The organism is Candidatus Omnitrophota bacterium, assembly GCA_030650275.1.
GTDB lineage: Bacteria > Omnitrophota > Gorgyraeia > Zapsychrales > Fredricksoniimonadaceae > JACPXN01.
This window is the reverse complement of the sequence record JAUSEK010000023.1, coordinates 102,870-120,795: the sequence shown is the minus strand read 5'-3', so window position 1 is coordinate 120,795 and position 17,926 is coordinate 102,870. Positions and strand designations below refer to the sequence as shown.

Below are 17,926 nucleotides of genomic sequence, written 5' to 3'. Positions count from 1 at the left end.
AAAACTCCCTAGAGCGCTTCGATGGCTTTGGCCATGATCGGCAGAACCGCCTGCGCCTCTTCCTTGTTCAAACGGCCGAGTTTGGTGAAACTCCATTTTTCGTTAAGAAAATTTTCGCGGGTGATCTGCAATTTCTTGGGCGCGCCGTTATAGGAAAAAACCCCGACCGTAACGCGGGTGTTCTCAAAATCGATCACTTCTTTGAATGTGGCGGCGTCTAAACTGGCATCGTAAGGCATGAGTCCTCCTGATTTTTAAGTTAACCCCGGTATGTTCAAACCGGGCGTATTGCGCATCTTGTTGGCGGCCGCCTGCTGGGACTTTTTGACCGCGGTGTTGATACTGCGTAAAAGGTCCATCTGGAGGCGGTTCTTATTGCCGGCGTTCAAAAGCCCCGCGTCAATGTCCACCGACTGGAAGATCTGGGCGCCGTTGACAACGACCTTGATGCCCCGCACATCGCTGATCTCGATGATGACGAGTTCCAGTTCTTTCTTGAGCTTATCGGCCTGTTTCCTTAACGTCATCATCTGCTTGATCTTATCGAACATGTCGTCTCCTTAAAAATGCCTTCTCTATATACATGAAAGCCCTTCATTTTGCAAGAATTACTGTAAACGCATGGCCAGGTCCTGCAGGGTCCTGACCAAAAATGAACGCAGGAAAATGACGCCCAAAAACGCCAGGATCGGGGAAATATCAATGGGCATGGGCGGCAAAAGCCGGCGCAGGGGCTCAAGGACCGGTTCCGTCACCCGATGCACGAATTGCACGATAGGATTGAACGGGTCCGGGTTGACCCAGCTGATGATCGCCCGAAAAAGGATGAGCCAATAAAACACCGTCAGGACGATGTTCACAAGAACCGCCAGCGCGTGCATGAAATTTGCCAGGACGAACATGCCTTTCCCTCCCTAAAATATTTTGAACAGGTCTCCCTCAATAAATTTCTGCTCAAAACGGTTCATCATCCGCTTGGCCTTGCGGGAAATGTATTTCCATTCGTTCATGACCTGGTTGACGTCCTCGCTCGTCTTTTGCAGGGAAACCGCGGTGTGGGTGATGACCCCGGCCATGTCCTCAACGTCCAGGGGATCTTCCCCGATGATAGGCTTGGTCATGTCAAAGACAATGCGGGTGCGGTCTTCGCTGATCTCAATGAGCTTCTGTCCCAGCACCCCTTCGGTCTTGATGCTCACCCGGGAACATTTGCGGAACTGCGATTCGTATTTCTTAAAGATGTCCATGACGACCTTTAAACTGCGGCCTTCAATGGGGTTATCAAGGAAATCCGTGGACCCGACGATGCCCACGTTGACCCCGGAGATGCGGATGGGCGCGCCGTCCACCAGGCCGCCCACCTGGTTAAAAAGCACAATGACCTTGAATTTCGGCTGGGCCAGGCCACGGTCAATGCCGATAAAAAAAACGCTGATGGCAACAAGGACCAGGCCCGCCGCGAAAAACAGTCCCGCCGCTATTTTCTTGACGCTATTTTTGTCCATAATGTTCTCCATTAACGGCTTTCTCTAGACCCGCAGGAATTCACGGACGAACCCTTCCTGGTTGGCGCGCATGGCCTGGGGCGTGCCCACGGCCACGATCCGGCTTTCGTTCAAAAGGATAAGACGGTCGGCGATGCGCAAAGAATTATCAATGTCATGTGAAGTGATGACGGTCGTGGAACCGATCTTTTTGGCCACGGAATGGATCAGGTCCGAAATATCACGGCTGCGGATGGGGTCCAGGCCAGAGGTTGGCTCGTCGCACAGCAGGATCTTGGCCCCCAAAATGATCGCGCGCGCCAATCCCGCCCGTTTTTTCATGCCCCCGCTTAACTGCGCCGGGAATTTCTCCCCGGCATCCTGCAGGCCCACCAGTTTAAGCACATCACGGACCTTGTCCGTGATGGCCGGGCCGCTTAAAACCGTATGCTCCCTTAAAGGAAAAGCGACATTGTCAAAAACATCCATGAAATCGTACAGTGCGCCCTCCTGGAACAGATAACCCATGGATTTGCGCACCTGCAGTAACCCTTCCTCGGGCAATGAGGTGATGTCCACGCCGTCGATCAGGACGCGCCCTGCGTCGGGAGCGATGAGCCCGATCAGATGTTTGAGCAAAACCGTCTTTCCCACACCGCTGGAGCCCAGCAAAACCACGATCTCGCCGGAAGCGATATCAAAAGTGATATCCTCCAGGACCCGCTCCCCGGCAAAGCTCTTGCAAACGCCTTCAACTTTAATCATTAGGCGAACGCTCATAATAACGGAATTTGTTCTTGGCGAACTTGGTATAAAGACGGTCATACGGTTTTGTGTCGATCTTGTCCACGAAGATCTGCGTGCCCTTGTACTCCCCGATCACAGCGACCTCGGAATCCATCAGGATCTCGACGTCGTTCACGGAAAACCACCTCTCCTCCCCGTACTCAATGGGTTCGCCGTTACGGATCCACCCCGCCTCAACGACAGGGTACAGATAGCTCTGCAATTGCCCGTCATTGTTACCCCCATTGGCACAGCCAGCGGCAAAAACGGCACTCAATAAAGACAGAGCGCACAGCGAACGTAAACGCATACATTTACCCCCAGATGGTCAGGATGATCTTTGTCAAAACAACGTCGGAAATGATGACGGCGATATAGGAATAGGCGACAGCCCTGGTCGTGAACTGGCCGACCCCCATGGCCCCGCCTTTGGTATAAAAACCCTGGTAACAGCAGATCCATCCGATGATCACCGAAAAAAAGAAGACCTTGATGAGCCCGCTGAAGAAATCCACGTAATCCACCGCTTCCATGGTCTCATGCACGTAAAAGACCCCGGGGACATGAGCCTGGCTGACGGCGATCACATAACCGCCGAAGATCCCCACGATCTCCGAAATAACGACCAGGATCGGCAATACCAAAACGCAGGCCACAAACCGCGGCACCACCAGGAATTCAACGGGGTTGACGCCCAAAGCGCGCGTGGCCTGGATCTGTTCATGGGTGTTCATGGTGCCCAGTTCCGCCGTTATACCGGCCCCCGCCTTGCCGGAAAAAATGAGCGAAGTGAACACGGGGCTTAATTCGCGCAGCAAAGACAATGCCACCAGCCGGGCCACGAATTCCTTGGCCCCGAACCTCTGCAGGGTGATGCTCGCCTGCAGGGCCAAAACCATGCCGGAGGCAAAAGACGTCAAAACAACGATGACGATGGACTGCACGCCCTGGGCGTACATCTGGTTTAAAACCTCGTTGAAACGCACCTTGCCCCGGCCGATGACGCGCAGGATCTCGCCCAGAAAGAAAATGGCTTCGCCCATGTGGGTCAAACGTGAACGGACATTGTCGAGGACGCGGGTGATCATTATTTCAACCAGATCTTCTTTAATTCCTCATTGATCTGCTGGGCTTGGGCCAAAGAAATATATTTGCCGCGTCCTTTTTTGGGTGATGACCCGGATGGCGCGTCGAACAGGTCCGCGGCAAATTCTTTGACCCCCATGATCCTGGCCCCCAAAGAACGGACATACAGCGTAATTCCCTTGTCATCGCTGACAACAACCACATTGGACCTGGCAGCGCTTTTCTCCACCATGGTCTTGATGCATTCGTCCGCGCTTTCGTCCCTGGAAAAGATCACCTGGGCGGTCCCGGCGAAAGCGCCGCCGAAATGTTCACTGCTGCCGTCAAAAACAACGGTCACGCGGTTGTTAATACTGCCTTGAGGACGTTGGGCATCGATCCAGCGCAAAAGCCCGTCGCGGCCTTGCTCAAGCGACCGGTCTGCCAAGGCCGGGGCCTGCTTGACCACGTTGTAGCCGTCGACCAGATAATGTAGCGACATAAAAAATCCCCCCGCAAAGCCCGACGAGGACCATGAAAAAAAAGTTGAGCAGGCTTAGGCCCACGGCGACCCCCTGGTGCACGCCCACCTTGGACAGCAGATACACCCAGCCGACCTCGCGCACGCCCAATCCCCCGATGGATGGCAAAGACGTGGCCACGCACACCAGCGGCGAAAAGATCACGAAATACACCAGAGCGATCTCCTGATGCATGGCCTTGGCCGTCACGTAAAATTCAAACGCCAGGACCAGCTGGGCCAGAATGGAAAGCCCGATGGTCTCCAGACCCTGGAGCTGTTTGCCGCGCATGAGCAGGATGTCATCGTGCCATTCCATCAACGCGTTTTTCAGGCGCGGCCAGAATACGAACACGGAGGCGACCCAATAAAAAATGCGGCGGCTGAAAAGTGTCACGGCTAAAAGCACGGACACCGCCGTCATCACCGCGATGGACATGAGCACCGACGGATCCTGGACCACGGCGCGGCCGAAGGCAAAAGAAACGCAGGCCGTGATCACGATGCCCGAAAACCCCGCCAGACGGTCCAGGACGATGGAGGCGAACACCTTGGGGTTCTGGCCGGTGGCTTTGGCCAGCCCCATGCCTTTGACCACGTCCCCACCGACGGAAGTCGGCAAAAAAAGGTTGCAAAACAGCCCGATCAAAAACCAGCGCGCGCCGTCAAAAGTATTGCATTTAAGGTCCAGCGCCCTGATGAACACCCTCCAACGGAAAAAAATGATGACATTGGTGGCGATGAATATCAAAAACGCCGCGAACATGAGCCAGGGGTCCGCCCCCTTAAGGGCTTGCCACGTCTTGGTCAGATCTATACGGCTTAAGATCCACCCCAAAAGTACGACGCTTAAACCAAGACGGGCCAAAAAAGAGATCATGCCGCCATCGCTTTCATGCACTCATGATACCCTTCTTCGGCGATGTAGGAACTGCGCACCAGCGGTCCGCTCATCACGTATTTGAAACCCATGTTCCTGCCGATGGCGCGGTAGCGTTCAAATTGTTCAGGCGTCCCAAAACGCGCCACGGGCAAATGCCGTTTCATCCGGGTGGGCGCCAGATATTGGCCGATGGTCAATATCTGACATCCGGCCTCCAGCAATTCCTCCATCAGCACAACGATCTCCTCGTCGGTCTCACCCGCGCCGACCATGAACGATGATTTCACAAAACCACCAGGGTTCAATTCACGGAAACGCTTGAGCACCCGCAAAGACCGGTCATGGTCCGCCTGCGGCCGTAACAGCGGCGAACAACGCCGCACGGTCTCAATATTATGGCTGACCACCTCGGGGACCGCTTCGCTCAATATCTTTAACGCGTCCTCTTTCGCGGAAAAATCAGGAATGAGGACCTCGATCTTGACCTGCGGGGTCAAACAACGGATGGCGGCGATGGTGCGCACGAACTGGAACGCCCCTTCGTCCTTGAGGTCATCGCGGGCCACCGACGTCAGCACAACATAACGCAGGCCCAATTGCCTGACCGCATCCGCCACGCCCCGGGGTTCCTGCTCATCCACGGTCTCGGGCCGTCCGGCAGGCACGGCGCAAAAACGGCACGCGCGCGTGCACGTGCCCCCTAAGATCATGAACGTGGCCACGCCCTCGCCCCAGCATTGGCCCATATTGGGGCAGCGCGCGCTTTCGCACACCGTATGCAAACGCGAGGCGCGCAGCATTTCTTTCATGGCCCGGACCTTGCCCATGTCCGGCAATTCCTGCCTGAACCATGGCGGGAGTTTGACGAGTCCCGACTCAAATCTCTCTTGTGTTGCCTGCATCATGGCCGGTCTTCCCGATGAAAACACCGTCTTTGATCTCTTTGAGCACCTGCGCCTTTTTGACGGGAGGCAGGTAATCAATGATGAGCTTGCCGTTGAGATGGTCGTGTTCATGCTGGAACACCCTGGCGGTCAGGCCCGACATTTCAGCCCGGAAGCGCCGGTCATGTTCGTCGGTGAATTCAACCACAAGCTCCTTGGCCCTTTTGACCTTGACATGCAGATTCGGGATGCTCAAACACCCCTCCTCGGTCGCGGCCTTGCCTTCGCTTTTTAAGATCCTGGGGTTGACGACCGCGAACGCGTCCTTACCCGTATCCACGACAAAGATCTGCTCATTGATCCCCACCTGCGGGGCGGCCAGACCCACCCCCTTATGCTCTTTCAAAGTCGCGAACAGGGCATTGATGAGCACGCGCTCAACCGGCCCGACTTCCTTGACCGGTCTGGACTTGCGGCGCAGGCACGGGTCACCTAACAATCGGATCTTTAAGATACCGGCAACCATAGGGGTGTTGTTATTTTTTTATTCTATTTTTGCCGTCCAGATAAATGATCGTCGGCATGATCTTTTTGGCCTCCTGCGATTCGGCCAAAGCATAACTCAAAATAATGACCCTGTCGCCGGCCTTGCCGTGCAGCGCGGCCGGACCGTTGAGACAAACCTCCCCCGAACCCGGCTTTCCCGCGATCACATAGGTTTCCAGACGCGTACCGTTGTTCTCGTTAAGGACATGCACTTTCTCGCCGACGATCAAGCCGGCCGCCTTGATGAGGTCTGTATCAATGGTGATACTTCCCTCATAATGCAATTGGGCATCCGTGACCGTGGCATGACCGATCTTTGATTTTAAAACCTGAATGAACATAGACGGTCCCTTACAAATGCGGATTCAATTTTTCCAAAATCCGGTCCTTAGGGCTAGCCCCGACGATCTGGTCCACGGGCGCGCCGTTCTTGAAGATCAGCATGCTGGGAATGGACATGATGTTGAACTTCCCCGCCAAGTCCGGGCATTCGTCCACGTTGACCTTGGCGACTTTCATCTTACCCTGCAGCTCAACGGACAATTGTTCAATGATCGGCCCGATGGCCTTGCATGGCCCGCACCACTCGGCCCAAAAATCCACCAGGACAGGAAGAGTGGACTTTTCCACTTCCTGGCTGAAATTGCTTTCGTTCAAATGCAAAGCGCCCATAGAATATCCCTCCATATTAAACAAAACACGCCTAAGCGCCACGCGCCAAGGCGGTTTAATAATAAATTATTATATCTGTAAGTATTATCTATATCAACGACTTTTGATGGATGAAGTGATTTTAGCATAAACCCTTGAACCGCCCACGGGTTTATGGAAAAATTACCCTGAAACCATGAACAACCCTGACCTCCGTCTTTTCATCAGTTCCGTCGGGTCCTTCACACTGGCCAGCCGGGCGCTGGCCGTTGTCATCGGTTTCCAAATTTACCAGATCACCCACAGCGCCATGGCCCTGGGCTGGCTGGGGCTGGTGGAAGCCGTGCCGGCCATTGCCCTGGTCCTCGTCGGCGGACACGTGGCCGACCATTTCAACCGCCGCAAAATACTTCTCATCACCCGCGCCGCGTCCTGCCTGTGCGCCGCGGCGCTGGCCGCGCTTTCTTTGGAAGGTCATCACACGTCGGTTTTGCCCCTTTACGGCGTCATCTTTCTGGCCGGTATCGCGCGCGGATTCGCCGACCCGGCCAACAGCGCTTTTGAAGCGCAGGTGGTCCCTCAAGAACTCACGGTCAAGGCCTCGTCGTGGATAGGCAGTACGTGGATCGGATGTTCCATCGCGGGGCCCGCGATCATCGGTTTTGTGTTTGATGCTAAGGGGGCGGCGGGTTCCTACGTTTTCATCACAGGATTCTTTATCCTCTCTTGGCTGTGCACGCTGGGGATAGGGCCGCGCCGGCAGACCATGCCGGAACACAAGGAGCCGGTGCTGAAAAGTATCCGCATCGGATGGCGTTTCGTGTTCGGCCATCAGCCGCTTTTGGGGGCCCTGGCGCTGGATCTCTTCGCCGTGCTGTTCGGGGGGGCCATCGCCCTTTTGCCCATCTTTGCCAATGATATTCTGCACGTCGGGGCCAAGGGGTTCGGATTGCTCAACGCCGCGCCGTCCGCGGGGGCTTTGCTGATGATGCTCGTCGCCGCCCGTCATCCGCCCATGACCAACGCGGGCCGCAATCTACTGCTGGCCGTGACGGGATTTGGCGTGAGCATCCTCATTTTCGCTTTTTCAAAAAATTTCTGGCTGTCCATGGCCGCCCTGACCTTGAGCGGGATCTTTGACGGGGTGAGCATGGTCATCCGCCGGTCCATGGTACGGTTGCTTTCGCCGGATGACATGCGCGGAAGGATCTCGGGGGTCAGCTGGGTCTTTATCTGCGCTTCGAATGAACTCGGCGCCTTTGAAAGCGGCATGGTGGCGGCGCTGATAGGAACAATTCCCTGTGTCGCGGCCGGCGGCCTGGTGACGCTGGCCGTCGTCGGCTTGACCGCGGCATTAGCTCCCCAATTGCGCGCCCTGCGCTTTAATCCCCGCACCCTCGAACGCGAAAAATGAAAAACCCTCCGCAACTAATAAAGTCACGGAGGGTTTTTGCGGCTATTAAAAAACATGGCCCCAAAAGGGACCAGTTGTTTTTTACAATTTCACCACGTTCTGGGCTTGCTCGCCTTTAGGTCCCTGGACGATCTCAAACTCGACGTCCTGGCCTTCAGCTAACGATCTGTAACCATCACCCTGAATGACGCTGTGATGGACAAACACATCTTTGCCGTTTTCGGGAGTAATGAATCCAAAACCTTTTTGATCATTGAACCACTTTACTTTACCTTTAACCATTTCTTTGATACCTCCTCTTTATTAAACTTGAGCCAACGTTTTTGTATGATCCCGCCTGGCAGGCAATAAAAAAGCCGCAAGGCACGTCACCTTCTACCTTGCGGGCTTAAGATCACCGTTGCTCATATACAAGGGATAATATAACAGCTTTCTGTGCTTTGTCAAATAATAAAATCGAAAAGCCTATTCTTCCAGCTGGGTGTTGATCTTGACATAAACCTCTTGGGCGGTGCCTCTACGGGGAAAAATGCCTTTGCGGGCCTTGATGCGCAGTGTAGTAGATGTCAAATTGACCGGTACCAGCGTTATGGTCACGCGGGCGCCGTTGATGCGGGCGGTCATTTGCCCGCTGCGGCGGTTGTCTTCTTCAATGGTGCCCATGATGGAGGCCACGCGATAGGCGGCATCCCAAATCTCCTCCTGGCTTTTGGCCGTGATCCCCTCAAAGGTGTCGCCGCTGACGGCATAACCGCCCACCGCGCCGGCGCCTATAAACAATAAAGGGGCCGTGCAACCGGCCGCGGAAACAACCAGAACAAGGGCTAAAAAACAATGCAAACAGCGCATCCGGGAACTGATCATACTTATAGTTTATATCACAAACAGCGTGAGGACTAAAAAAATTTTAAAGAATTAGCCCTTGCCGGGTTTGGTGCCGTGGTTGGCCTTTTTGGAACGCCAGTTGAGTTTGCCCTTACGTTTCTTTTTGCTCATGAAAACCTCCTATGATGGTTTTTAGACAACTCATCTTATCAATCACGCGCCAGGGTTTCAATCGTTTTAATTGCGCTGTTGTGCTCGACCCCGTGGCCACCGCCACGGTGCGCACGCGGGCCCCGCGGCCCGTGAGGACATCAATGGTCATGTCCCCGACATAAAGCGTCTCTTCTTTCCTGACCTTAAGCAGACGCATGATCTTAATGAGCATGTCCGGATGGGGCTTTGGCCTTTGGACTTTGTCCGCGCACAACACCATGTCGAAATACGCCCGCGCGCCAAGCATCTTAAGGATCAGGAGCGTGAACTTCGTCGGACGATTGCTGGCCACGGCCAGCCGATAGCCGGACCTTTTTAGAAATGTTAGAATCGCTTTGGCGCCGGACAAAAACCGAACGCCGGTCTTCAGGGCCACGGCATGATGCCTGCGGTATATTTTAATGGCCGCCTTACCTTTCGCTTTGCCTACAAATGTCTCCAGCAAATGCCGGTCCCCCCAGCCCACGGAACTTTTGATGACCGCGGCGGACCGGGGCAAAAATCCCATGGCTCTGAGCGTGTGATTGATGCTCGCATGCACGGCCGGATAGGCATTGACCAGCGTGCCGTCGAGGTCGAAGATGATGAGTTTCATTGTTTTTGAGAAGAAGCGGCGAACAGGATGACAAGGCCGGCAACGGCCAGGACAGGCCCGGCACAGGCCCTGATGACCATGGCCAGGATCTCCCATTGCGCCAGGGTGAGCGCCATACCGCCGATGACCAACAAAAATCCGAACCCGGACAATAGTATTTTTTTCATTTTTGTTCTTCCTTGGGTTTACTTTTCCAGCGCCGGTGCATCCATCCCCATTCGTGGGGATAGCGGCGTATGTAGGTCTCGATGATGCCGGTGATCTTGGCCACATTGTATTGGATGGTCTCGTCATCCGTGGCCTTGGCCTCGATCGCGAAATGCGGTTCCGTCATGATCTTGTGCCGGTCGTCCGCGTCGCGGGCAATGAAAATGGGCAGAATGACCGCGCCCGTGCGCGCGGCAAAGACCACCGGCCCCGTGGCTGTGGCCGCTTTCTGGCCGAAAAATTTAACGAACACCCCGCCGGTCCCGAAATTCTGGTCCAAAGGAATGCACAAGATCTCTTTGTTGCGCAAAACGCGCAGGGATTCTTTGACGCATTCGAGGCGCGGATAACTGTAAATGGTATGCAGGCCCAAACGTGTGCGGGTGTCCTGGAAGACCTTTTCAATGACCTCATCGCGCGCCGGACGGATGATGGCATTGGTCTTGTATCCCATGCGGGCCAGATACAAAAGCATGAGCGGAAAATTGCCGAAATGGGCCGTGACCGCGATGACCCCTTTGCCCTCGGCCAGCGCGGCCTCCAGGTTTTCCCGGGCGCCGGGCACAAACGCCAGCTTCGCGGTGATCATCTGCGGTCTTTGCGTGAAATACAGCATTTCAATGGCGCTGCGGCCCAAATTGGAAAAACAGGTGCGGATAATATCTTCGATCTCCCGCTCGCCTTTCTCCTTGCCGAAAGCGATGGTCAGGCTTTCCCTGGAGAGCTTGCGCATGCGCTTGACCATCACGAACGCGAGGGCGATCAAGGCATTGGTCATGGCGCGCACGACGGGATAAGGCAAAAGGCGGAAAAATGCTGAAAAGAAATAAAACGTATAACGGGCCATGGCCCGTTTTATCTTTTTGATGCGGTCCTTGTTGCCCATATCGCCCCTAGTATACCCAAGAAACAAAGCATTGCAAAAACATCCCCATATTTCGTGTACACCGTGCGCTGGTTGACCAGCGGCAAGGCAGCCACGGCCGTGCCCATGACAAAGGCCTTCTTGCCGCGCTCATTTTGAACGGCCTGGATGACGCGGCCAAAAGGATCAATGAAGGCGCTCACGCCGGTGTTGGCCGCGCGCACCAGCGCGCGCTTGTTCTCAACGGCGCCGAACACCGCGGCCTGCAAATGCAAAAACGGGGCCTTGGTGTCCTCAAACCAGGCGTCATTGGTCATGTTGACCAAAAATTGCGCCCCGGCATTGGTGAAGCCCCGGCGCAAATACGGCAGGGTATCTTCAAAACAGATGAGCACGCCAAATTTTTTCTGTTCGCGCCCGGCGGAAAACAGCGTATATTCCACGCCCGAAGTAAAGTCCCCCATGCCGATGAAACGGTTGATAAACCCGAGCACGGGCCGCAACGGCAAATACTCGCCGAAAGGCACCAGATGGACCTTGTCATAACGGCCGGTCATTTCTCCGTCGGCAGAAACAAGAACGGCTGAATTGTAATATTGTTCCTCCCCTTCCTGGATGATGGTGCCCATCAGGATCGGTGTCTGCATGTCACGGGCGGTTTTTTTGACCTGTTCAAAAAGCTCCGGCGATTCCCCCAAGATCCCCGGCAAAGATGTTTCCGGCCAGATGATGATCTCGGGCTTATGGACACCGAATGTGCGTGTCAATTGTATGTTGCGCTCAACGATCCTCCCTTTCAGGCGGGGGTCCCATTTGAGCGACTGGGGAATGTTGGGCTGGACCACTCCCACCTTCACCTGGCCGTAGGCGCGCGTATGCGTCGTATCCACGATACCGTACCCTAAAACCAAACATACCAGTAGGGTCACGATGATCTGTGCCCGGCGGAGCTGGCGGATGTCATGGACAAATTTCAAACTTTCAAAAACCAAAAGATTGACCAGCATGACCAAAAACGACACGCCGTAAACACCAGTCACGTCCGCGATCTGGATCAGCAGATAATTTTTATACTGCGAGTGACCCAGGGACACCCACCCGAAACCGCTCAAGGCGTGGGCGCGGATGAATTCAAGCGCGACCCACACGGCGGACAGCGTGAACAGGCGCGGGACCAGGCCTAAACGGCGGAAAAAAACGAACGCGGCGGCGAACGCGGCAAAATATAAGGAAAGATAGGCAATGAATAAAAAAGCCCCGGGATACGTCACGTAGATGAACCAGCCCAGGGTGCCTGCAAAAAAAAGAAAACCACAGGCATAACCCAAGCTGAAGGCAGAACGGACGCTTTTACCGTCGATGGCGAAAAAGAACGGGACCAGGGCCACCCACGCGAGCGGTCCCCAGTCCATTTGGGGATAGGAAATGACCAGCAGGACAGCGGAAAGGACGATGAGGATCATTGTCCGCAGCATTTTTTGTATTTTTTTCCGCTGCCGCATGGGCAGGGATCATTGCGGCCGACCTTGTGTTCGGCGCGCAGCGGGACAAGGGCGGGGGCGGACGGCATCTCTTCCACCATCTCAGGGATGCTTCCCTGCGGCGCAGCCGCGGCAGCGGCCAACCCCGAAAAATCCTGATGCACGGCATGCTGAGGCAAACGGCTTAACACCGTGCGCGGTCTCTCCTCCTGGCCTTGCGGCGGTTCAAGCTTGAACATCAGGGAGGCGACCTCGTGGTTAATGGTCCCGTACAGCGTCTTGAACATCGCGAAACCTTCTTTTTTATATTCAACCAGCGGATCGCGCTGGCCCAGGGCGCGCAAGCTGATGCCGTCCTTGATATGGTCCATCGCGTGCAAATGGTCTTTCCATTGGGTGTCAATGACGTGCAGAAGGACCATGCGTTCCATGCGGCGCATGACTTCGGGTGTCAATTGTTTCTCTTTAAGCTCATAGGCGTCCATCAGAAAATCGACCACGGCGGTCTTAATTTCAGCGGTGGAGGACTCGGCGAACATATGTTTGATCGGATAGATGTTCAACGCAAAGGCGGCCTGCAATTGCGCCGCCAGGACGTTGACGGGGTTTTCCGTGGCCTCGGCCAAAGCCGCATGCTGGTCGATCATGTCTTCAGCGGTCTGGGCCACAGCGTCGAGCACGACGTCCTTCAAATTCTCGCCTTCCAGGATGGAACGGCGCAGGGAATAGATCACCTCGCGCTGTTTGTTCATGACATTGTCGTATTCCAGCAATTGCTTGCGGATCTCAAAGTTGTAATTCTCAACGCGTTTCTGGGCGATCTCCAGAGCGCCGGAGACCATGCGCGATTCAATGACCTGCCCTTCTTCCATCCCCAGCTTTTCCATGACCACCATGATGCGGTCGGACGCGAAGAGCCGCATCAGGTCATCCTGCAAAGACACATAAAAACGCGATTCGCCGGGATCGCCCTGACGGCCGCAGCGGCCGCGCAGCTGATTATCAATGCGCCGGGACTCATGGCGTTCGGTGCCGATGACGTACAGACCGCCCGCGGCGATGACCTGGTCATGCTCTTTTTTCACCTGTTCCCTGAACTGGCTGATGAACGTCTTGACCATGGCCTCACGCTGCTCGTCGGAATTGTCCTTGCCTTTCTCCAAAGCCAGCGCGCGCGCCAGATATTCGGCGTTACCGCCCAGCATAATGTCGGTCCCGCGGCCCGCCATGTTGGTGGCGATGGTCACGGCATGATAACGGCCGGCCTGGGCAATGATATGCGCTTCCATCTCGTGATATTTGGCGTTGAGGACCTGATGCGGGATGCCTTTCTGCTTTAAAAGCGCGCTGATCAATTCCGATTTCTGGATGGAGATCGTACCCACCAGCACCGACTGGCCTTTCGCGTGGCAGGCCTCGATCGCCTGGACCACGGCCTCGTATTTTTCTTTTTGCGTCTTGTAAACACAATCCGAATGGCTGTCGCGGGCCATGGGACTATTGGTGGGGATGACCACGCAATCGAGATTATAGATCTGTTTGAACTCATTGGCCTCGGTGTACGCGGTCCCTGTCATGCCCGCCAGCTTCTGATACATGCGGAAATAATTCTGGAACGTGATGGTCGCCAGCGTCTGGTTCTCGCGCTCAATGGCGATCGCCTCCTTGGCCTCCACCGCCTGGTGGAGCCCATCGGACCAGCGCCGGCCCGGCATCATGCGGCCGGTGAACTCATCGACGATGATGACCTTGCCGTCCTTGACCACGTAGTCGATGTCGCGTTTGAAGAATTCCTTGGCCCGCAAAGCGCAGATGACATGATGGAGATATTCCGTTGTTTCGATCTCATGCAAATTATGGACCCCGAACATTTCAGCGGCTTTGCGTTCCCCCTCATCCGAAAGCGCGATAGATTTGGCCTTTTCATCGGCGACATAATCGTAGTCCTTGTACAATTCTTCCGGGTCCAGCCCTTTGGCCTTGGCGTTTATTTTTTCCACATCGGTATCGGTCACGCGGCAGCCTTTGAGCCCCAGAGAGATCTGATGGGCCTTATAATATTTGTCCGTGCTTTCTTCCGCCGGGCCGGAGATGATCAGGGGCGTGCGCGCTTCGTCAACGAGGATGCTGTCCACCTCGTCCACGATGGCGAACGCATGCCCGCGCTGGACCATCTCTTCCTTAAAAGAGACCATGTTGTCGCGCAGATAATCAAAACCAAACTCGTTATTGGTGCCGTAGGTGATGTCGCATCCGTAAGCCGCCTGGCGTTCGCGCGGGTTCATGTCGTGCTGGATGACGCCGATGCTTAACCCCAGGAATTCATAGACCGGCCCCATCCAATGACGGTCGCGGTGGGCGAGATAGTCGTTGACGGTGACCACGTGCACCCCGTCGCCGGTCAAGGCGTTCAAATACGCGGGCAGGGTGGCCACGAGCGTCTTGCCTTCGCCGGTGGTCATTTCCGCGATGGCGCCGTTGTGCAGGACCATGCCTCCGACCAATTGCACGTCAAAAGGACGCATGTTCAAAAAACGTTTGCCTGCCTCGCGCACCACGGCAAAGGCCTCATTGAGAATGACATCCAAAACCGCGCGCTTGGTCTCAAAAAGTTCTTTGTCCAGACGTTTGATCTCGCGCGCAAGGTCTTCCCTTTCCTGGGCTGACTGGGCCTTGCGATAATTGGCCAAAACCTGATCATGTTCGGCCTTTTTAGAGGCCACGGCTTGGGCGATGGTGCTCTTGAACTCATCGGTCTTGGCGCGCAATTGTTCGTCGGAGAGCGCGCTGATCTTGGGTTCCAGCGCGCAGATCCGGGAGGCGCGGCTGCTTAATTTCTTGACTAAGTCGATGGACGGCAAAGGCGCGTCGGGGTGGATATGGACCTGCACCTTAGGATTGAGCCGGCTGATGAAATTCTGGGCCGATCCGACCATGCCCTTACGGACAAAAAAATCAAACATCGTCATTCCCTTTATTTTTAAGACGCTTGTCCCGGTCTTCCGGTTTTGTTCTCAAATACGCCTGGATAAAATCATCAATGCCGCCGTCGAGCACCTTTTGCGCGTTGCCGGTCTCAACGCCGGTGCGGTGGTCCTTGACCATGATATAGGGTTGTAAAACATAGGAGCGGATCTGGCTGCCCCATTCGATCTTCTGCTTGTCCCCGGCTTCCTTGTTCAGGACGTCTTCCTGCTGGCGCCTCTTCAATTCATACAGGCGGGCGCGCAGGACCTTCATCGCCTGCATCTTGTTCTGCAGTTGGGAACGTTCCTTCTGGGACTGCGCCACGATATTCGTCGGCACATGCGTGATGCGCACCGCCGAGTCGGTGGTATTGACCCCCTGGCCGCCGGGCCCGGAGGCGCGGTAAACATCAACGCGCAGCTCCGAGGGGTCAATGGTCATCTGGGCATCATCATCCTCAATTTCGGGGATGACTTCAACGGATGCGAAAGAGGTGTGGCGGCGTTTGTTGGAATCAAAAGGCGATATGCGCACCAGACGGTGCACGCCTTTTTCCGCCTTCAGATACCCGTAGGCCTTCTCCCCCTCAATGCGCAGGGTGGCGTTCTTGATCCCCGCCTCTTCCCCGTGCAAAATGTCAATGATCTCGCATTTAAAACCGCGGATGTCGCACCAGCGCGTGTACATCCTCAAGAGCATGTTCGCCCAGTCGCAGGACTCCGTTCCGCCGGCGCCGGCGTTGATGCTCAACAAAGCGTTATTGGCGTCATACGGCCCGCTCAAAATGGCCAGCAATTCCAAAGCGTCGATCTGGATCTTTAAGGCAGCGATATCCGCGATGATGTGCCGGGTCATGGCTTCATCACCATCGGCCAGGGGCAGGAATTCACGGGCATCGGCCAAACGTTTGACACAATCGGCGAACGGCTCAACGACGTTCTTCAAGGACTTCAATTCCCGCATCTGCCGGTTGGATCGTTCCTGCCCGTCCCAAAAACCCGGCTGAGCCATGCGCTCCTGGATGGCGGCTATGTCTTTTTCTTTGGGGCCCAAGTCAAAGATACCCCCTTAAGCCCGAAAGCTTGTTGTTGAGTTCGTCGATGTCTTTGGCGAGATCGTCCAGCATGGCGGTTATTCTAACATGAAAATTTCAAACACTGAAACGAAAATAGGCGCAATCCCCGTCCTTCATTTCATATTCCTTGCCTTCAAGGGTGACAAGGTTTTTTTCCTGCACGGCCTTGTAAGAGCCCCATTTTTCCAGGTCCGCGTATTTGTAGATCTCCGCGCGGATGAATCCCCTCTCAATGTCGGTATGGATCTTGCCGGCGGCCTTGACGGCAACGGTGCCTTTGCTCACCAGCCAGGCGCGGGTTTCCTGCGGCCCGGCGGTGAAAAAACAAACAAGCTTTAACAGATCCTTGCCGGCCTGGGCAAGCCGGGCCAAACCCGGAGAAGTAATACCGGCGGACTCATAATACGCGGAGCGTTCCTCGGAGGGCAATTGAACGATCTCTGCTTCCAGTTTGGTGCACAGGGTAACCAGCGCGGCCCCTTCTTTGGAGGCGCGATCGCGCAAAGGCGCCAAAAGGCCTTCGTCCGGCTGTCCCTCGTCGGTATTGGCCACATACAGCAGGGGCTTGCCTGTCAGGAATTGGAACTCATCAAGAATATCTTTGGGCAGATCCAAAGCGCGCGCGGGCCTGCCTTCATTAAAGGCCTTCATCGCGTCGTTAAGAACATTGCATTTGGCCATCGCGCCCTTGTCCCCGCCCTTGGCCGGCTTGGCGTGTTTGTCCAAAGATTTCTGGCATTGCTGGATATCAGCTAATAAGAGTTCGGTCTCAATGATGTCCGCAGCGCTCTGGGGGTTGAGTTCGTTCATGACATTGACCACATTATCATCCTTAAAACAGCGCACGACGTGGGCGATGGCGTCCACCGAGCGGATGTGGGCCAAAAATTTATTGCCCAGGCCCTGGCCTTCGCTCGCCCCCTGGACAATGCCCGCGATGTCCACGAAACGGATGCCTGCCGGAGTGACCTTGGCAGAGTTCCATTCCTCGGCCAGACGGCCAAGCCGGGCGTCAGGCAAAGGCACAACGCCGATGTTCGGTTCAATGGTGGTGAACGGAAAATTCTCCACGGCCGCGGCCGCGCCGGTGAGCGCGTTAAAAAGGGATGATTTGCCGACGTTGGGAAGACCTACGATGCCAATTTCCATGCCGACGATAATACGGGAATACGGCTATCCTGTCGAGGGATTTCTTAGGCGCCGCAGCACTGCCTGTTCCAGGGCCAGAAGGCGGCCTTTTTGGGGACCCATCCTGCCGGCATAGCCCCCGGGCGTACCATCGGATCTGATGACGCGGTGGCAAGGGATGGCGATGGGGTATGGATTTTTGCGCAAGGCCTGTCCGACGGCGCGCATGGCTCTGGGCCGGCCGATCTTCTGCGCCACCCACCCATAACTGCGCGTCTGGCCAAAGGGGATCGTCAGTGCCGCTTCCAAAACCTTCCATTCAAATTGAGTCATATGT

General features: G+C 55.4%; 24 protein-coding genes. 1 reads left to right on the top strand and 23 read right to left on the bottom strand.

The annotated features are described in order from the left end of the window. Positions 1 to 8 precede the first annotated feature (8 nt). Genes Q7K71_06480 through trxA form a run of 13 tightly spaced genes read right to left on the bottom strand, consistent with a single transcriptional unit; the run spans position 9 to position 6,840 of the window. The gene (locus Q7K71_06480; GenBank protein MDO8675740.1) at positions 9 to 239 is read right to left on the bottom strand and encodes a hypothetical protein; all 231 of its coding nucleotides are present in this window, start codon (positions 237 to 239) and stop codon (positions 9 to 11) included. Positions 240 to 254: 15 nt separating this feature from the next. After that, positions 255 to 551, bottom strand: coding sequence for a YbaB/EbfC family nucleoid-associated protein (locus Q7K71_06475; GenBank protein MDO8675739.1), 297 nt, complete (start codon positions 549 to 551; stop codon positions 255 to 257). Positions 552 to 608: 57 nt separating this feature from the next. Further along, positions 609 to 902, bottom strand: coding sequence for a YggT family protein (locus tag Q7K71_06470; GenBank protein ID MDO8675738.1), 294 nt, complete (start codon positions 900 to 902; stop codon positions 609 to 611). 12 nt (positions 903 to 914) lie between these two features. Next, positions 915 to 1,505, bottom strand: a complete 591-nt coding sequence (locus Q7K71_06465) for an MlaD family protein (GenBank protein ID MDO8675737.1) — start codon at positions 1,503 to 1,505, stop codon at positions 915 to 917. Between the two features lie 24 nt (positions 1,506 to 1,529). Further along, positions 1,530 to 2,249, bottom strand: a complete 720-nt coding sequence (locus Q7K71_06460) for an ATP-binding cassette domain-containing protein (protein MDO8675736.1) — start codon at positions 2,247 to 2,249, stop codon at positions 1,530 to 1,532. Further along, positions 2,242 to 2,580, bottom strand: coding sequence for a hypothetical protein (locus tag Q7K71_06455; protein ID MDO8675735.1), 339 nt, complete (start codon positions 2,578 to 2,580; stop codon positions 2,242 to 2,244). The genes Q7K71_06460 and Q7K71_06455 overlap by 8 nt, the downstream gene beginning before the upstream one ends. A 4-nt stretch (positions 2,581 to 2,584) precedes the next feature. After that, positions 2,585 to 3,358 carry an ABC transporter permease gene (locus Q7K71_06450; protein MDO8675734.1) on the bottom strand — a complete coding sequence of 258 codons (774 nt, stop codon included), beginning with the start codon at positions 3,356 to 3,358 and terminating at the stop codon, positions 2,585 to 2,587. Next, positions 3,358 to 3,837 carry an NYN domain-containing protein gene (locus tag Q7K71_06445; protein MDO8675733.1) on the bottom strand — a complete coding sequence of 160 codons (480 nt, stop codon included), beginning with the start codon at positions 3,835 to 3,837 and terminating at the stop codon, positions 3,358 to 3,360. Before Q7K71_06445 ends, Q7K71_06450 begins: the two co-directional genes overlap by 1 nt. Then, complete coding sequence (locus Q7K71_06440) at positions 3,764 to 4,756, bottom strand: lysylphosphatidylglycerol synthase transmembrane domain-containing protein (GenBank protein ID MDO8675732.1); 993 nt, start codon at positions 4,754 to 4,756, stop codon at positions 3,764 to 3,766. The genes Q7K71_06445 and Q7K71_06440 overlap by 74 nt, the downstream gene beginning before the upstream one ends. Then, positions 4,732 to 5,643, bottom strand: a complete 912-nt coding sequence (gene lipA, locus Q7K71_06435) for a lipoyl synthase (protein ID MDO8675731.1) — start codon at positions 5,641 to 5,643, stop codon at positions 4,732 to 4,734. The genes Q7K71_06440 and lipA overlap by 25 nt, the downstream gene beginning before the upstream one ends. Next, positions 5,615 to 6,148, bottom strand: coding sequence for a peptide deformylase (gene def, locus Q7K71_06430; protein ID MDO8675730.1), 534 nt, complete (start codon positions 6,146 to 6,148; stop codon positions 5,615 to 5,617). The genes lipA and def overlap by 29 nt, the downstream gene beginning before the upstream one ends. Before the next feature lie 10 nt (positions 6,149 to 6,158). Further along, a complete protein-coding gene (locus tag Q7K71_06425; GenBank protein MDO8675729.1) occupies positions 6,159 to 6,509 on the bottom strand; it encodes an aspartate 1-decarboxylase in 351 nt (116 codons plus the stop codon). Positions 6,510 to 6,519: 10 nt separating this feature from the next. Further along, positions 6,520 to 6,840 (bottom strand): thioredoxin, encoded by a 321-nt coding sequence (gene trxA / locus Q7K71_06420; protein MDO8675728.1) that lies wholly within the window; start codon positions 6,838 to 6,840, stop codon positions 6,520 to 6,522. Positions 6,841 to 7,015: 175 nt separating this feature from the next. Between trxA and Q7K71_06415 the strand changes: the two genes are divergently transcribed. Beyond that, the gene (locus tag Q7K71_06415; GenBank protein ID MDO8675727.1) at positions 7,016 to 8,233 is read left to right on the top strand and encodes an MFS transporter; all 1,218 of its coding nucleotides are present in this window, start codon (positions 7,016 to 7,018) and stop codon (positions 8,231 to 8,233) included. A gap of 81 nt (positions 8,234 to 8,314) precedes the next feature. Here the strand turns inward: Q7K71_06415 and Q7K71_06410 are convergent, their stop codons facing one another. The 10 genes from Q7K71_06410 to Q7K71_06365 form a co-directional block, all read right to left on the bottom strand. Beyond that, on the bottom strand, positions 8,315 to 8,515 hold the full coding sequence (locus Q7K71_06410) for a cold-shock protein (GenBank protein ID MDO8675726.1): 201 nt from the start codon (positions 8,513 to 8,515) through the stop codon (positions 8,315 to 8,317). Between the two features lie 183 nt (positions 8,516 to 8,698). After that, complete coding sequence (locus tag Q7K71_06405; GenBank protein ID MDO8675725.1) at positions 8,699 to 9,097, bottom strand: hypothetical protein; 399 nt, start codon at positions 9,095 to 9,097, stop codon at positions 8,699 to 8,701. Positions 9,098 to 9,209: 112 nt separating this feature from the next. Then, entirely contained in the window at positions 9,210 to 9,866 is a 657-nt protein-coding gene (locus Q7K71_06400) for an HAD-IA family hydrolase (GenBank protein ID MDO8675724.1), read from the bottom strand. Beyond that, positions 9,863 to 10,033, bottom strand: a complete 171-nt coding sequence (locus Q7K71_06395) for a hypothetical protein (GenBank protein ID MDO8675723.1) — start codon at positions 10,031 to 10,033, stop codon at positions 9,863 to 9,865. The genes Q7K71_06400 and Q7K71_06395 overlap by 4 nt, the downstream gene beginning before the upstream one ends. Beyond that, positions 10,030 to 10,959: a lysophospholipid acyltransferase family protein gene (locus Q7K71_06390; GenBank protein ID MDO8675722.1), complete on the bottom strand. Its 930-nt coding sequence runs from the start codon at positions 10,957 to 10,959 to the stop codon at positions 10,030 to 10,032. Before Q7K71_06390 ends, Q7K71_06395 begins: the two co-directional genes overlap by 4 nt. Then, the gene (lnt, locus tag Q7K71_06385; protein MDO8675721.1) at positions 10,929 to 12,401 is read right to left on the bottom strand and encodes an apolipoprotein N-acyltransferase; all 1,473 of its coding nucleotides are present in this window, start codon (positions 12,399 to 12,401) and stop codon (positions 10,929 to 10,931) included. Before lnt ends, Q7K71_06390 begins: the two co-directional genes overlap by 31 nt. Beyond that, positions 12,398 to 15,382: a preprotein translocase subunit SecA gene (secA, locus tag Q7K71_06380; GenBank protein ID MDO8675720.1), complete on the bottom strand. Its 2,985-nt coding sequence runs from the start codon at positions 15,380 to 15,382 to the stop codon at positions 12,398 to 12,400. The genes lnt and secA overlap by 4 nt, the downstream gene beginning before the upstream one ends. Continuing rightward, positions 15,375 to 16,512, bottom strand: a protein-coding gene (gene prfB, locus Q7K71_06375; protein ID MDO8675719.1) for a peptide chain release factor 2 whose coding sequence is annotated in 2 segments (ribosomal slippage) — positions 15,375 to 16,442 and positions 16,444 to 16,512 — 1,137 coding nt in all. Because the reading frame shifts where the segments join, the coding sequence is not laid out codon by codon here. The genes secA and prfB overlap by 8 nt, the downstream gene beginning before the upstream one ends. Before the next feature lie 24 nt (positions 16,513 to 16,536). After that, on the bottom strand, positions 16,537 to 17,610 hold the full coding sequence (gene ychF / locus Q7K71_06370; protein MDO8675718.1) for a redox-regulated ATPase YchF: 1,074 nt from the start codon (positions 17,608 to 17,610) through the stop codon (positions 16,537 to 16,539). A gap of 24 nt (positions 17,611 to 17,634) precedes the next feature. Further along, positions 17,635 to 17,922 (bottom strand): MGMT family protein, encoded by a 288-nt coding sequence (locus Q7K71_06365; protein ID MDO8675717.1) that lies wholly within the window; start codon positions 17,920 to 17,922, stop codon positions 17,635 to 17,637. Positions 17,923 to 17,926: the final 4 nt, after the last annotated feature.